Source organism: Azohydromonas australica DSM 1124, assembly GCF_000430725.1.
Taxonomy (GTDB): Bacteria; Pseudomonadota; Gammaproteobacteria; order Burkholderiales; family Burkholderiaceae_C; genus Azohydromonas; species Azohydromonas australica.
This window is the reverse complement of record NZ_KE387211.1, coordinates 50,935-65,605: the sequence shown is the minus strand read 5'-3', so window position 1 is coordinate 65,605 and position 14,671 is coordinate 50,935. Positions and strand designations below refer to the sequence as shown.

The window sequence follows — 14,671 nt, the reverse complement described above, 5'->3', positions numbered from 1 at the left end:
ATGCGGGGCCATGCAGTGCGGCCCCGACGTCTGCAGGACAGTGTAGGAACGCGATCAATAAAGGTCTAAGCTCAAATTTGGATCGATCAATACAACTCTTGAATTGATGATGGACCTGTTCCAGTTGCGCTGTTTTGTGGCCGTGTCGGAGGAGCTGCATTTCGGCAAGGCCGCCACGCGGCTGCACATGACCCAGCCGCCGCTGAGCCGGCAGATCCAGCTGCTGGAGGAGGGGGTGGGGGCACGGCTGCTGGAGCGCACCAGCCGCAGCGTGCGGCTGACTGCGGCCGGGGAGTCGCTGTACCGGGACGCGCTGCGGCTGCTGCGCCTGGCCGACGAGGCGGCGACGGGCGCCCGGCTGACCGCCAAGGGGGACAGCGGCCGGGTCGTCGTGGGCTACACGGCGGTCGCGGGCTACGCGCTGATCCCGCGCATGCTGCGGCTGGCGCGGGAGTCGCTGCCCGGCATCGACATCGTGCTGGAGGAGATGGTGTCGGCGGAGCAGTTCCGGGCGCTGGCCGCCGAGGCGCTGGACCTGGCCTTCGTGCGCCCGCTGCACTCGGACACGGACCTGGACTACCACGCCATCGTGCGCGAGCCCATGGTGCTGGCCGTCCCGGGCGACCATCCGCTGGCTGGGTGCGAGCGCATCGGGCTGGAGGACGTGGCGGGCCAGCCGCTGGTGATGTACTCGGAGAAGGAAGGCAAGTACTTCCACGACAAGATCAAGGCGCTGTTCGTGGCCTCGGGCGTGCGCCCGCACTACGTGCACCACATCGGGCAGACGCACACGATCATGGCGCTGGTGCAGGCGGGCATCGGCCTCGCCGTCGTGCCGGCGTCCGCGAGCCAGCTGCGCTTCGAGAACGTGCGCTTCCGCCCGCTGTGGCGCCAGGACGTGCTGGCCGAGATCTACCTGGCGTGGCGCCGCGACGGGCGCAACCCGGCGCAGCGGCGGCTGCGCGAGTTCATCATGCAGGCCCTGGTGGAGACCGGCGCGGCGGGCATGGAGCCCGAAGGCGGCCGGTAAGCGAGCGGCGGGCCCTGGTACGCATTGACCACATCGCCCGCCGCCACGCGCTCCCTACGATCCCGCGCACCGAATTGCCATGGCTGTTGTACCCACTCCCATCCCGATGCAGATCTCTTCCGACACCGGCCCGCTGGCGCCGGACGCGGAGGCCGACACGCTGGCGGCCCGCATCCATGCCCGCATGGCGGAGGCGATCCTGTGCGGCGAGTACGCCCAGGGCAGCAAGCTGCCCACCGAGCAGGAGCTGGCGGCCCGCTTCGGCGTGGGCCGCTCGACGGTGCGCGAGGCGCTGTCACGGCTGCGCTCGGACGGGATCATCGAAACCCGGCGCGGCTCCGGCAGCCAAGTCGTGGCGCCGAAGGTAGCCGCCAACAGCAGCGTGGCCACGCCGCCGATCCACAGCCTGGCGGACGTGGAGCGCTTCTACGACTTCCGCAGCTGCATCGAGGCCGGCGCTGCCGCCGCCGCGGCCGACAACTGGGAGGAGGACGACCTGCGCGCCATCCGCGCCAGCCTGGACGCGCTGTATGCCGCCATGGACAGCGGCCAGGCCAGCGCCGAGGCCGACACGCAGTTCCACGCCGCCATCGTCCGCGCCTCGCGCAACCCCTTCTTCATCACCACGCTGACCACGGTCGTGCCCGTGCGGCAGTTCGTGGACGTGTTCAGCAGCGCGCGCGACCAGCGCAGCCGCGAGCAGCTGCGCGGCACGCACGCGGAGCACGAGGCCATCTACAACGCCATCGCGCGGCGCCTGCCGCACGAGGCGGCGCAAGCCATGCGCGTGCACGTGCTCAACACCAAGCTGCGGCTGCTGGACAGCATGCGGCTGTTCTGATTCCGGTCAGCGGTAGTTGGAGAAATTTCCAGGCCGTGGCATCTCGTGAGCCAAATTGTTTCGCCTCCTGCTTCGTCACTCCCGCGAAGGCGGGAGTCCAGGCGGCCCCCAAGCCGCCGCAAGCAGATCGGGTTGAATGCCGGGGCTAGGGTGTTGGTGCGCGGAACCCAGACTTCGTGCTGACGTGGGGCCGCCTGGATTCCCGCCTGCGCGGGAATGACGGAGTAGGAGGGCAGCCACCCGTGCTTCGTCCTGCGCAAACGCCCGGGCGCCGGCCCGGCGCTTCGTTCACCGCGAACCCGGCGTGCGCAAACTCCACAGCCGCAGCGCCATGTGAATTTCCAGCGCGCGCGTGGCGTGGCTCCAGGAACCGATCAGTTCCTCGACGGTGGCCAGCCGCTGCCGCACCGTGTTGACGTGAATGCCCAGGCGCTGGGCGGCCAGCTTGGCGTTCTGATTGCTGTCGAAATACACCAGCAGCGTGCGCGCCAATTCCGAGCCGCGTTTCAGATCCTGTGACAGCAGCGCGCCGATGGTGGCTTCCAAAAAATTGTTCAAACTGGCCTGGTCGTGGGTTTCGAACAGCGTCGAATACAGGGCCATCTCGTTCTGGTCCGTGATGTGCCCGCGCACGCCGATGCGAGCCAGCACGGAAAGCGCCCGCCGCAGCGTGGCGTAAAGCGCTGGAATTTCCGTCGGGCTGGAAATGGGCCGTGACAGCACGCCGCGGTAGGCCGGGCCGAATTCGGGCAGGGCGGAGGCCGTCACGGCGCGCACCAGATCCTTCGCGCGCGTGCTGCCGCACAGCAGCACCAGAACGCCGTCCAGGTCGTCAAGCACCACGTTCGAGAATTCCGGCCGCAGGCCCAGGCGCCGGGCGGCATAACTGGGTTTCGGTTCGTCCATCTCGATGACGATCAGGGAAACCGGCTGGGACAGATCGAGTCCGAGCCGCTCCGCCTGGCCGGCCAGTTCCGCCGAGGGCTCATGCCGCAGCGAAACCAGGGAGCGCAGCAGCATGGAAACGTCCCGGCGCTTGCCCGCTTCGCTGCGCTCCTGGGACAGCAACACGATGCCGATGATGCTGGCGCTGCGCTCGAAGGTGCGTATGGAAATATCGTCCAGCGCATGCCGGTGAAACAGCAGCACGGAGCCCAGCACGTCGTCCCCGCCGAATACCGCCACGACCCGGCAGGTTTCACCATCGGCCTGGTACGCCATGACGGAACGGCCCAGCTGCCGGCTTTGCCGCAATGCCTGCGCCACCTCGGCGCTGCGTGGGCCCGACAATGAAACCTGGGCCTCGGCATCCGAAACAGAATATCCCGCCGCATTGCCGCGGCCGATAACCTGGGCCGCCTCGTCCAGCACGATCACGCCGCCGTCCAGAGATTGCGCCACCGACTGGCACAGCGTCGAAAGCGGGGCACCCTTGGCCAGCAGCGAGGTCATCTGGTCATGGGCTTCGGTGGCGGCCTTGACGCCGAGAATATGACGCTCCAGCTGAAGACGTGCCGCATCCGCCTCTTCGAGCGCGGACCGGGCCTGCTCGAAGGCTTTTGCATTCTTGATGGCCACGGCCGCATGGGCCGCCAGCGCGCTCAAGATCGAGGTATTGAGCGCGGTGTGGCTACGGTGATAACGGTCGGCGACGAACAGCAGGCCGACGATTTCTTCGTTCCATATCAGCGGCACCCCAACCAGCGCGACGATGCCTTCGCCACGAAAGGTGTTGTCCAGTTCCGGGTGGTGCTGGAAGCGGTTGTCGTGCAGATAGTCCGGCGTCGCGAAAGGCATGCGCGTGGCCATGATCACGCCGACCACGCCGGCGTTTTTCTGGGCCACCATGTTGGTGGTGTTCTGGAGCAAGGCGCCATCGTTGACGAGCACGTGAAATTCCTGCTGCTCCGGGTCGTAAGTCGAAAGCCAGGCCAGATCGGAGCCCAGCAGGTTTCTCGCGCGGGACACGATGGCGCGCAGCAGGCCTGGGAGGTCGAGCCGGCTGGACAAATCCTGCGCCGATTCGATCACCGCCAGCATGCCCTGCTCGCGCTGCTGCAAAAGGTCCAAGCGGTTTTGAACCGTCAGTGCCATGCGCACCAGCTCGGCCAGCGTGGATTTCCAGGGCAGGCTGTCCGGGAGTTTCTCGACCTGTGCCAGGCGGCCGGCAATCTCGTCCAGGGCCGCGCCGCGATGCAGCAGGCTGACCAGGTCCCACGCCATTTCCTCGATGCCGGGATGGGGTGCTGCAGTATTCATGTGATTCCTGGGCGGTGAATCCGGGGTGGGAACAAGAGATTCCGGAGCGGACGTTTTTGGAGGCAAGGCCGACGGCCAGTATCCCAGAGTGCCCATCCCCGGCGGCGGCGTGAGCATTGACGACCTCCAGCCAGCCGAGCGGGGCGGCGCGTCGGTTCAAGGGTTAATACTGAGTGCAACGCTCACATTGAATCGGCCCGGAATATGTGGCTGCAGCACATAGGCTTGCGAGCCTCGGCCGCCGAGACTTCCGTCCTCAGTTGTCATGTTCTCGATACCCGTGAATCACGGCCGGGACGCCAGGCGCCGCAACCGGCGGTGCCGCATGAAGGATGGATGTATCCCATGAGTATTCTTGAATCGCTGCGACCGGCTGCCGGTTTGCGGGTCCTGGTGAGCGCCGGTGGAAATGGCATTGGCGCCACGGTCGCGCGTGCATTTTGCGAAGCCGGCGCCCACGTGCACGTCTGCGATATTGACCAGGCCGCGTTGCGCCGCTTGAGTGCAGAGGCGCCGGGAATCACGTCCAGCGTGGCCGATGCGTCGGTGGCGGCCGATGTGGACCGGGTATTCGACGATTTGCGCACCACGCTGGGCGGCCTGGACGTGCTGGTGAACAACGCCGGCATTGCCGGGCCGACGGGGCCGATCGACGAGATTGGCGCCGAGGGCTGGGAACGCACCATGGCCGTCAATCTGAACAGCCAGTATTACTTCGCGCGCCGGGCCGTGCCGCTGCTCAAGCAGTCGAAGGCCCATCCGTGCGTGCTGGCCATGAGTTCCGTCGCGGGCCGGCTGGGTTATGCGCTACGCACGCCTTATGCCTCGACCAAATGGGCCATCGTCGGCTTGATGAAATCGCTCGCGATCGAATTGGGTCCACAGGGTATTCGCGTCAATGCCATTTTGCCGGGCACGGTGGAAGGCGAGCGCATGAACAGCGTCATCGCGGCCCGGGCCGCGGCGGCCGGCGTCAGCGTGGAAGCCATGCGCGAGGAATACCTGCGCAAGATTTCCTTGCGCCGCATGGTGAGCTCCGAGGACGTGGCGGCTATGGCGCTTTTTCTGAGCTCGCCTGCGGCGCGCAACGTGACCGGCCAGGCGATCAGCGTGGACGGAAACATCGAATACCTGTGAGCTTCGAATCCACCAGGAGACAGCCATGAAGAAAACCCAGGACAAGGTCATCATCAGTTGCGCGGTCACGGGCTCGGTGCACACGCCCACCATGTCGCCCTATTTGGCCTTGACGCCGGATGAGATTGCGCGTCAATCCATAGCGGCGGCGGAGGCGGGCGCTGCCATCATCCATTTGCACGCGCGGAATCCGGAGGACGGGCGCCCGACGGCGGACCCGCGGGTATTCGACCAGTTCGTGCCGCGCATTGGCGCCGCGACGGACGCCATCATCAACATCACCACCGGCGGCAGCACCCGGATGACGCTGGAGGAGCGCCTGGCTTATCCCTTGAAGGCCAAGCCCGAGATGTGCTCGCTGAACATGGGGTCGATGAATTTTTCGATCCACCCGGCCGCGCGCAAGATCTCCGACTGGCGCCACGACTGGGAGAAGCCTTATATCGAAGGCATGGAAGACATGATCTTCCGGAATACTTTCCGCGACATCAAGCATATTCTCCAGGTGCTGGGCGAAGATTGCGGCACGCGCTTCGAATTCGAGTGCTACGACGTCGGGCATCTTTACAACCTGGCCCATTTCGTGGACGAAGGCCTGATCAAGGGCCCGCTGTTTATCCAGAGCATTTACGGCATTCTGGGCGGCATGGGTCCTGACCCTGAAAATCTGGTGCTGATGCGCTCGACGGCGGACCGGCTTTTCGGGCGCGACAACTACCGTTTTTCGATTCTGGGTGCCGGGCGCCACCAGATGCCGCTGCTGGCCATGGGCGCAGTGATGGGCGGTAACGTGCGCGTGGGGCTGGAAGACAGCCTGTATCTGGGCAAGGGCCAGCTCGCGAAATCGTGCGCGGAGCAGGTGCTCAAGATTCGCCGCATCCTGGAAGAGCTGTCGGTGGAAATTGCCACACCGGCCGAAGCGCGCGCCATGCTGGGACTCAAGGGCAGGGAAAACGTCGCGTTCTGACTTCGAGCGCCGAGCGGCGCAAACCTGATTCTTATTTCACAGGAGACAACATGGAAACCCGCTCCATTGAAAGCGGCGTGGACGAGACGCACCGCGTCGCCACGCAAAAGGCCATGACCCGGCTGATTCCACTGCTGTGCGCCATTTATTTCATGTCCTATATAGACCGCACCAACGTGTCGCTGGCGAAGGCGCACCTGGCGGCGGACCTGGGCATCAGCGCGGCGGCCTACGGGCTGGGCGCGGGCATCTTCTTCCTGGGCTACGCGCTGCTGGAGGTGCCGAGCAACCTGCTGGCGCACCGCATCGGCCCCCGGCCCTGGATCGCCCGCATCGCCGTGACCTGGGGGGCGCTGTCGGTGGCGATGATGTTCGTGCAGGGCGAAGCCTCGTTCTACCTGCTGCGCGTGCTGCTGGGCATTGCCGAGGCCGGCCTGTTCCCGGCGCTGATGTACATGGTGACGTTGTGGTTCGCGCCCAAGGACCGGCCGGTGGTGGTCGGCTGGATCTACACCGCGCCGGCGCTGGGGCTGCTGCTGGGCAATCCGCTGGGCGGCGCGCTGATGCAGCTCGACGGCCTGGCCGGGCTGCGCGGCTGGCAGTGGATGTTCATGCTCGAAGGGCTGCCCACCATCGCCGTCGGCATCCTGCTGTACTTCAAGCTGGCCGAGCGGCCCAGCGATGCGAAGTGGCTCTCGCGCGAAGAGGCGCAGGCGCTGGAAAGCCGCGCCGTTATCGACCAGGCCGGCCATGCGAACCTGTCTTCGCAGGACTGGATGGCGGCGATCAAGCGGCCGAGCACGGTGCTCACCGGGCTCATTTACTTCCTGAACCAGGTTGCCTTCGTCGGGCTGGTGTTCTTCACGCCGGCCATGATCCAGCAGATGAAAGTCGAGTCGCCGTTCCTGGTGGGCGTGATGTCCAGCAGCGTTGGCCTGGGTTTCCTGCTGGGCGTGCTGACGCTGCCGCGCATCCACCGCCGCGTGAAGAGCGACTTCGTGTTCCTGGGCGCGCTGACGGCCGGGCTGCTGCTCAGCGCCTGCGCCTTCCTAGCCACGGAGCGCCCGGCGGTGCAGATCGCGCTGTTCGTGGCCACGGCCTTCTTCGGCGGCGGGATCCTGCCGTCCTACTGGGCCATCGCGATGAAGCGGCTGCAGGGCATCCAGGCCGCGGCGGGGCTGGCGTTCATCAACACCATCGGCCTGCTCGGCGGCTTCGTGGGCCCGTACCTGTTCGGCATGGTGGAAACGGCGACGGGCCGTAGCTCGGCGGGCTTCTCCGTGATCCTGGGTGCCGCTGCCCTCGGGCTGCTGCTCGTGCCCGCGCTCGCCAAGGCGTCCCGCAGCGAGCGCCAGGCGCCGGAGCTGGCCGACCCCGTGATCAAGCCGGTTTCCTGAGCGCCGCGTTGGTCGCGAGCCCGGTTCCAGGCTGGAAGCTACCTGGAACCGGGATCAGCTCTTCAATACAGCTTATGTCAAGTCGGAGGCGTGCGAGCGAAGCGGCTTCCCGGGCTTGAGGCGCCTGCTTCCGGATCGACGGGAATTCCGATTGCCTTGGCCCCTGCGCTACCCACCCACGCAGGAACCACCATGGCCACGAAAAAAACTCCGGCTGCAAAGTCTCCCACCGAGTCTGGCGAGCCCACCGGCGCCGCAACGAAGAAGACCGCCACCACCAGCGCCAAGCAGTCGATGTCCGGGCCCGCCGCGGAGGCCAAGCCCGCCCAACGCACGCGGCGCAGCCTGCTGGAGCGCGCCGCCACGGCGTTGGGCAGCGGCACCAGCAGCGACAACGCCGCCGTGCGCAACCTCGCCGCCGCCGACCGGCTGGAGGCCAAGTACGACGGCACCGAGGCGCTGTCCGCCGGCATGCCGCACAACCCGAACAAGGCCGCCGAGTACGCGCAGGCCGGCCAGGCGATGCCGGCGCCCGAAGGCGCGCACGTGATGCCGGACAACCTCGACATTACGGGCAGCACCATCACCGAGGACAACACCTCGGCCAAGAACGGCAGCAAGGCCGATCCGGGCACCAATCCGAACAACGGCCCGCTGCAGCGGCACCGCATCGACTCCGGCGGCCGGGCCATCACCACCAACCAGGGCGTGCCGGTGGCGGACAACCAGCACTCGCTGCGCCTGGGCGAGCGCGGCCCCACGCTGCTGGAAGACTTCATCCTGCGCGAGAAGATCACGCACTTCGACCACGAGCGCATTCCGGAGCGCGTGGTCCACGCCCGCGGCTCCGGCGCGCACGGCTACTTCGAGTGCACCGAGGACATCACGGCGCTGACCCGCGCCGCGCCCTTCGCCAAGGTGGGCAAGAAGACGCCGGTGTTCGTGCGCTTCTCCACCGTGGCCGGCGAGCGCGGCAGCGCCGACGCGGTGCGCGACGTGCGCGGCTTTGCCGTCAAGTTCTATACCGACGAGGGCAACTGGGACCTTGTGGGCAACAACATCCCGGTGTTCTTCATCCAGGACGCGATGAAGTTCCCGGACGTGGTGCACGCCGTGAAGCCCGAGCCGCACCACGCGATGCCGCAAGCCTCCAGCGCGCACGACACGTTCTGGGACTTCATCTCGCTCTCGCCCGAGTCGGCCCACATGGTGATGTGGCAGATGAGCGATCGCGCCATCCCGCGCAGCTACCGCACGATGCAGGGCTTCGGGGTGCACACCTTCCGGCTCATCAATGCCGAAGGCGCGGCCACGCTGGTGAAATTCCACTGGACGCCGGTGCTGGGCACGCACTCGCTGGACTGGGACGAGGCGGTGAAGATCAACGGCGCCGACCCCGACTTCCACCGCCGCGACCTGTGGGAAGCCATCGAGGGCGGTGCCTTCCCCGAGTACCTGCTGCAGATCCAGACCTTCACGGAGGAGCAGGCGGCCGGCTGGAGCTTCGACGTGCTCGATGCGACCAAGCTGGTGCCGGAGGAGCTGGCGCCGCTGCGCACCGTCGGCCGCATGGTGCTGGACCGCAACCCCGACTACTTCTTCGGCGAGACCGAGCAGGTTGCCTTCTGCACGCAGCATGTCGTGCCGGGCATCGACTTCACCAACGACCCGCTGCTGCAGGGCCGCAACTTCTCGTACCTCGACACGCAGATCACGCGGCTGGGCGGGCCCAATTTCCACCTCATCCCGATCAACGCCCCGGTGGCGCAGGTGCACAACAACCAGCGTGACGGCTTCCACCAGCACGGCATCTTCCGCGGGCGGGTGAGCTACGAGCCCAACTCGCTGGCCGGCGGCTGCCCGCACCAGGCCGGCGCCGCCAGCGGCTTCACGAGCTACGCCGAACGCCTGCTGGCGCAACAGGCCACGGCCGAGCCCACGAAGCTGCGTGCCAAGCCGGAGAAGTTCGCCGACCACTACACGCAGGCGCGGCTGTTCTATGCCAGCCAGACGCCGGTGGAGCAGTACCACATCGCGCGCGCGCTGCGCTTCGAGCTGACGCGGGTGCAGACGCCGGCCATCCGCGAGCGCGTGGTGGCGATGCTGCGCAACATCGACGAGAACCTGGCCGCCACCGTGGGGCAGGACCTGGGCATGACCGCCCTGCCCGACCCGCTGCCGCCGGCGCGCCCGCCCGTCGAGTCGCCCGAGGTGGCGGTGTCGCCGGCACTGTCGCTGCTGGCGCGGCCCGGAGACGGGAGCATCCTGGCGCGGCGCATCGCGCTGCTGGTGGGCGACGGCGTGGACGGCGCGGCGCTGGAGGCGGTGTACCAGGCGCTGGTGCAGGCGGGCGCGGTGCCGCGCTACGTGGGCGCCAAGCTGGGCTCGGTGCAGAGCAGCACCGGCGACCCGCTGCCGGTGGAGGTGACCATGGAGGCCGCGCCCAGCGTGCTGTTCGACGCGGTGATGCTGCCGCCGGGCGCCGGTGCCGCGGCCACGATGGCCGCCGATGGGCTGGCGGTGGAATTCGTGCAGCAGCAGTACCGCCACTGCAAGCCGCTGCTGGTGCCCATCGCCGCCGCCACGCTGCTGCAGGCCGCCGGCGTGACGACGTTGCCGGAGGACGGCGGCGACCCGGGCCTGCTGTTCGCGGCCGACGATCAGGTGGCCGGGGCGGCGGACGAATTCATCCGCCGCATTGCGCTGCACCGCGCGTGGCAGCGGCAGACCGAGCCGCCGATGGTGTGAGTTGCTTCTCCCGTTCGCCCTGAGCTTGTCGAAGGGTCTGTCAGCCGATTGGTCTAGAGGGCTTCGACAGGCTCAGCCCGAACGAGAACCCATCAGAACTTGCGCACCTCGATGCGGTGCTTGAGCAGCGCGTAGCCCAGCTGGCGCGGGGTCACGCGCAGCAGCCGTGCGGCCTTGGCCTGCACCCAGCCGCACTGCTCCATAGCCCAGATCAGCCGCTCGCGCTCGCCTTGCGGCGGCGCGCTGGCGCCGGCGCGCTCGCCCGGCGGGCGCACGTGCACGGTGGGGCCGATGGTGGTCACGCCGGCGTCGGTCTCCTCCAGCGCCTCGACCGGCAGCTCCGGCTCGTTCGGCGCGGGGCTCCAGCTGACCGGGGCCGGCCGGCTCGCGCCGGCCGCGGCGCCGGCAGGCTGCACTGCGCCTGAGGCCGTGCCCGCGCCAGGCCGCGGACCGGCCGGCGCCACCGCGTCGGCCTTGTCGATGAAGTGCAGCGTCTGCGTCAGGCAGCGGTTCTGGCGGCACGGGAAGGCCAGGTCGCGGATCACTTCGCCCTGCACCATCGTGGCGGTGCGCTCCACGCAGTTCTCCAGCTCGCGCACGTTGCCGGGCCAGTAGCAGCTCGCCAGCACCTCCATGGCCTCATTGGTGATGCGCAGCTTGCGGCGGTTCTCCTTGTTGAAGCGCTCCAGGAAGTGGTTGACCAGCGCCGGGATGTCGGCGCGGCGCTCGCGCAGCGGGGGCAGGAAGATGGAGACGACGTTGATGCGGTAGTAGAGGTCGGCACGGTACTCGCCGCGCTGCACCATCTTCTCCAGGTCGCGGTTGGTGGCGCAGATCAGCCGCACGTCCACCTTCACGGGCTTGCTGCCGCCCACGCGCTCGAACTCGCGCTCCTGCAGCACGCGCAGCAGCTTGGCCTGGAACGCCGGCGAGATGTCGCCGATCTCGTCGAGAAACAGCGTGCCGCCGTGCGCCAGCTCGAAGCGGCCCTTGCGCTCGCCCGCGGCGCCCGTGAAGGCGCCCTTCTCGTGGCCGAAGAGCTCGCTCTCCAGCAGCGACTCGGTGAGCGCGGCGCAGTTGACCTTGATGAAGGGCGCTTCCTTGCGCGGCGACAGGAAGTGGATGGCGCGCGCGATGGCCTCCTTGCCGGTGCCGCTCTCGCCGCGCAGCAGCACCGTGGCGCGCGAGGGTGCGGCCTGCTGCACCTCCAGGAACACCTGCTGCATGGGCGTGGAGTCGCCCACCACGTTGTCCAGCGTGAAGCGCGAGCGCGGCTGCGTGCGCTGCAGCGCCTTCTGCATGCGCATGGACTCCTGCTGCAGCCGCCGGTGCTCCTCGCGCACCGTCTCGTGCAGCATCAGTGCCTGCGCCATCAGCGTGGCCACCATGGTCAGCAGCCGCTGGTCCTCGGTCAGCCGCGCACCGCCCTTGACCACGCGCTGCGTGGCCAGCACGCCCGAGACCGCGCCGTCGTTCTTCAGCGGCACGACGATGAAGGCCAGCATGCGCTCGTCGTCCGCCGGCGGACCGAAAGCGCCGGTGCGGTCCACGAACTCCGCGGCCTGCCCGATGTCGGGCACCACCACGGGCATACCGGTGGCGTACACGCGGCCCACCACGCCCTCGCCTACGGCCCAGCGTCCGCGCTGCGCCTGCTCGCGCGTCAGCCCCACCGAGCTGTGCACCTGCAGCGCGCTGCCGTCTTCGGCAGGAGTGACGATCATGGCCCGTGGCAGGTCCAGGTGGGCCGTGAGCACGTTGAGCGCGGCTCGGAACGTGCGACCGATGTCCAGCGAGGCGCCGAGAATTCGGCATATCTCGTAAATGGTCACCAGTTCCAGGTGGGACCGCTGCTCACCGGGAGAACGACTGGGCATGGCAGACCTCCGTGCTGGGTTGGGAACGTTTACGGTGCCGGTCGCAACGCTCCGGTGCATGTCTGCTTCAGGTTCGGGCATGGGATGGGTCGATGCAGGCATGACGCAGGTCAACGCGCAAAAAGCACACCACCAAGGGTTTGCGCGAGTGACTTCCTGCACATGATTTGACGTGGCGCAAAGGCGGCGAACGGCTCGCCTCTGGGCGTCTCGAGACGGGCGAAAAAGTACCGCCCGGCTGCGCCTGCGCACAGCCGAGCGGCATGGTTGCGGGCGCCAATGACCCGCACGGGAATACGGTGCCCAGCCCCGGGCCGGGCGATGGCGCTCAGGCGGCGCAGCGCGCCAGGAGCTTCTCCAGCTCGGCCACGTGCTCACCCTCTTCCTGGGTGAATTCCTGCGCCAGCAGGCGCACTTCGGGGTCGGTGGTGGTGGCGGCGATGGCGCCGTAGTAGGCATGTCCGCGGCGCTCGCTGGCCAGGGCCAGCTCCAGCGCCTCGCGTGCGCCCATCTGCGCGTCCACGCCCACCCAGTCGGCCGTCTCGGGCGAGGTGCCGTCAGGCCAGACGTACTCGTCGGCCGCCAGCGGCGGCACGTCACGGAAGCCCGCACGCGCGTTGGCCTGCGCCAAGTGCTGGCGCGAGTAGCGCGCCATCTTGCTGAAGAAGGCCTTCAGCTCCCCGTTGCCTTCGGTGCCCATGGCGGCCGAGAGCTCCTCGTAGCGCCGCGCCGCCTCGCGTTCGAGCTGGACAGCGTGGGCCAGGAATCGTTCAACGTCGTTCATGCGTGCTCAACCGAATTTGAAAAGGATGCCGTGCCCGCCGCGCGGGTACTCCCAGGCGACGTTGGCGTGCTCGGTGCAGATGACGCGGCAGCTGCCGCACTCCAGGCAGCCGTCGGTGATGAGCGTGACGGTGCGGTTGCCCTCGGCCTTGTAGCAGGCGGCCGGGCAGACGAAGGTGCACTGCTGGCCCTTGCAGTCGTTGGCGCAGACGTCAGCATCCTTGATCTGGATGTGCGGGCGGCCGTGGTCGACCTTGTAGCGGTTCTGGAACAGCTTTTCCTCGACGTTGACGAGGGTCGGGCTGGCGGCGGTGCTCATCGGAAGGCCTTCCACAGTTTGAACGCGTCGGAGACGAGGCCACCCAGGCGCCGGGCGGAGCGGAAGCTGCCGAAGATCTCTTTCTCCTTGGTCTTCTTGTCCACGCCGTCCACGGTGAACATGGTCTGCGCGGCGCGGTTGAGCAGCGAGGGGTAGGCGTTGAAGAACTGCGGGGAGGTGTGCAGCACGTGCGGCATGTCGCGGTACTTGTGCAGGTCCTTCATGACGAAGCTGTCGTCCAGCGCGGCCTTGTAGGCCGACAGCGTGGAGGTGCTCATGTCCTTGCCCGCGGCCTTGGCGGCGATGACGGTCTCGCCGGCGAGGCGCCCGGTGGTCATGGCCAGGTTGGAGCCCTCGCGGTGCGCGGCGTTGACGAAGCCGCCGGAGTCGCCCACGATCATCCAGCCGTCGCCGTACACCTTGGGCACGGCGTGGAAGCCGCCTTCGGGGATGAGGTGCGCGGCGTACTCCTTCATCTCGCCGCCCTCGATCAGCGGGGCGATGGAAGGATGCTTCTTGAGCTTTTCCAGCAGCGCGTAGGGCGCGGTGCGCTGCGGGTTGTTCTTGAAGTCGGAGAGCATGCAGCCGACGCCGATGGTCAGCGAGTCCTTGTTGGTGTAGAGGAACCCGGTGCCCACCATGCCTTCGGTGACCGTGCCCATCATCTCGATGACCACGCCCTCCTCTTCATTGATGTTGAAGCGCTGCTGGATCACTTCCTCGGGCATGAAGAGGATCTCCTTGACGGCCAGTGCCACGTTGCCGGCCTGGATCTCGCCGTGCAGCCCGGCCTTGCGCGCCAGCGTGGAGTTCACGCCGTCGGCCAGCACCACCACGTCGGCGTAGACCTCGCCGCCGATGCGGTCGCAACGCACGCCCACCACGCGCGAGCCGTCCATGAGCAGCTCCTCCACGGTGGTCTCGCAGATGAGCAGGGCACCGGCCTCGCGCACCTTGGAGGAGAACCACTTGTCGAACTGCGCGCGGATGATGGTGTAGCGGTTGTAGGGCGGCTTGTTGTAGTCGTCGCTGCGGTAGTGCGTGCCGACGAAGGACTTGTCGTCGAGCACCCAGATGCGCTGCTCGATGATGTGGCGCTCCAGCGGAGCGTCATCGCGGAAGTCCGGGATGATTTTCTCCAGCGCGTTGGCGTACAGGATGGCGCCCTGCACGTTCTTGCTGCCGGGGTACTCGCCGCGCTCGATCTGCAGCACCTTGAGCCCTGCCTTGGCCATCGTGTAGGCCGCGGCGTTGCCCGAGGCACCCGCGCCCACCACGATCGCATCGAACTTTTCCTTGGCGTGCTTGGCCAT

11 protein-coding genes are annotated in these 14,671 nt (G+C 67.7%); 6 read left to right on the top strand and 5 right to left on the bottom strand.

Going from position 1 to position 14,671, the window contains the following annotated elements:
• Positions 1–106: 106 nt before the first annotated feature.
• Both H537_RS46845 and H537_RS0132805 read left to right on the top strand, forming a co-directional pair.
• On the top strand, positions 107–1,030 hold the full coding sequence (locus H537_RS46845; RefSeq protein ID WP_375136350.1) for a LysR family transcriptional regulator: 924 nt from the start codon (positions 107–109) through the stop codon (positions 1,028–1,030).
• A gap of 79 nt (positions 1,031–1,109) precedes the next feature.
• Positions 1,110–1,871: a FadR/GntR family transcriptional regulator gene (locus H537_RS0132805; protein WP_238446895.1), complete on the top strand. Its 762-nt coding sequence runs from the start codon at positions 1,110–1,112 to the stop codon at positions 1,869–1,871.
• Between the two features lie 288 nt (positions 1,872–2,159).
• On the opposite strand, the gene H537_RS0132800 is transcribed toward H537_RS0132805, so the two are convergent.
• Complete coding sequence (locus H537_RS0132800; protein WP_029001268.1) at positions 2,160–4,130, bottom strand: helix-turn-helix domain-containing protein; 1,971 nt, start codon at positions 4,128–4,130, stop codon at positions 2,160–2,162.
• A gap of 345 nt (positions 4,131–4,475) precedes the next feature.
• On the opposite strand from H537_RS0132800, the gene H537_RS0132795 reads away from it, so the two are divergent.
• The 4 genes from H537_RS0132795 to H537_RS0132780 all read left to right on the top strand — a co-directional run bounded on the left by H537_RS0132795 (position 4,476) and on the right by H537_RS0132780 (position 10,379).
• A complete protein-coding gene (locus H537_RS0132795; protein WP_029001267.1) occupies positions 4,476–5,267 on the top strand; it encodes an SDR family oxidoreductase in 792 nt (263 codons plus the stop codon).
• A 25-nt stretch (positions 5,268–5,292) separates the two neighbouring features.
• Positions 5,293–6,234 (top strand): 3,5-dioxohexanoate:acetyl-CoA acetone transferase, encoded by a 942-nt coding sequence (gene kce, locus H537_RS0132790; RefSeq protein ID WP_029001266.1) that lies wholly within the window; start codon positions 5,293–5,295, stop codon positions 6,232–6,234.
• A 50-nt stretch (positions 6,235–6,284) separates the two neighbouring features.
• Positions 6,285–7,631 carry an MFS transporter gene (locus tag H537_RS0132785; protein WP_029001265.1) on the top strand — a complete coding sequence of 449 codons (1,347 nt, stop codon included), beginning with the start codon at positions 6,285–6,287 and terminating at the stop codon, positions 7,629–7,631.
• A gap of 192 nt (positions 7,632–7,823) precedes the next feature.
• Positions 7,824–10,379 carry a catalase gene (locus H537_RS0132780; protein WP_029001264.1) on the top strand — a complete coding sequence of 852 codons (2,556 nt, stop codon included), beginning with the start codon at positions 7,824–7,826 and terminating at the stop codon, positions 10,377–10,379.
• 92 nt (positions 10,380–10,471) lie between these two features.
• Here H537_RS0132780 and nifA read toward each other — a convergent pair whose 3' ends face one another.
• The 4 genes from nifA to H537_RS0132760 all read right to left on the bottom strand — a co-directional run bounded on the left by nifA (position 10,472) and on the right by H537_RS0132760 (position 14,671).
• Entirely contained in the window at positions 10,472–12,256 is a 1,785-nt protein-coding gene (nifA, locus tag H537_RS0132775; protein WP_029001263.1) for a nif-specific transcriptional activator NifA, read from the bottom strand.
• A 328-nt stretch (positions 12,257–12,584) separates the two neighbouring features.
• On the bottom strand, positions 12,585–13,040 hold the full coding sequence (locus tag H537_RS0132770; RefSeq protein ID WP_029001262.1) for a ferritin-like domain-containing protein: 456 nt from the start codon (positions 13,038–13,040) through the stop codon (positions 12,585–12,587).
• 6 nt (positions 13,041–13,046) lie between these two features.
• Positions 13,047–13,358 carry a ferredoxin family protein gene (locus H537_RS0132765; protein WP_029001261.1) on the bottom strand — a complete coding sequence of 104 codons (312 nt, stop codon included), beginning with the start codon at positions 13,356–13,358 and terminating at the stop codon, positions 13,047–13,049.
• Positions 13,355–14,671 carry an FAD-dependent oxidoreductase gene (locus H537_RS0132760; RefSeq protein WP_029001260.1) on the bottom strand — a complete coding sequence of 439 codons (1,317 nt, stop codon included), beginning with the start codon at positions 14,669–14,671 and terminating at the stop codon, positions 13,355–13,357. Before H537_RS0132760 ends, H537_RS0132765 begins: the two co-directional genes overlap by 4 nt.

Coding starts and splice junctions, on each gene's coding strand:
- H537_RS46845 (WP_375136350.1), top strand. CDS start 107: ATGATGGACCTGTTCCAGTTGCGCTGTTTTGTGGCCGTGTCGGAGGAG.
- H537_RS0132805 (WP_238446895.1), top strand. CDS start 1,110: ATGGCTGTTGTACCCACTCCCATCCCGATGCAGATCTCTTCCGACACC.
- H537_RS0132800 (WP_029001268.1), bottom strand. CDS start 4,130: ATGAATACTGCAGCACCCCATCCCGGCATCGAGGAAATGGCGTGGGAC.
- H537_RS0132795 (WP_029001267.1), top strand. CDS start 4,476: ATGAGTATTCTTGAATCGCTGCGACCGGCTGCCGGTTTGCGGGTCCTG.
- kce (WP_029001266.1), top strand. CDS start 5,293: ATGAAGAAAACCCAGGACAAGGTCATCATCAGTTGCGCGGTCACGGGC.
- H537_RS0132785 (WP_029001265.1), top strand. CDS start 6,285: ATGGAAACCCGCTCCATTGAAAGCGGCGTGGACGAGACGCACCGCGTC.
- H537_RS0132780 (WP_029001264.1), top strand. CDS start 7,824: ATGGCCACGAAAAAAACTCCGGCTGCAAAGTCTCCCACCGAGTCTGGC.
- nifA (WP_029001263.1), bottom strand. CDS start 12,256: ATGCCCAGTCGTTCTCCCGGTGAGCAGCGGTCCCACCTGGAACTGGTG.
- H537_RS0132770 (WP_029001262.1), bottom strand. CDS start 13,040: ATGAACGACGTTGAACGATTCCTGGCCCACGCTGTCCAGCTCGAACGC.
- H537_RS0132765 (WP_029001261.1), bottom strand. CDS start 13,358: ATGAGCACCGCCGCCAGCCCGACCCTCGTCAACGTCGAGGAAAAGCTG.
- H537_RS0132760 (WP_029001260.1), bottom strand. CDS start 14,671: ATGGCCAAGCACGCCAAGGAAAAGTTCGATGCGATCGTGGTGGGCGCG.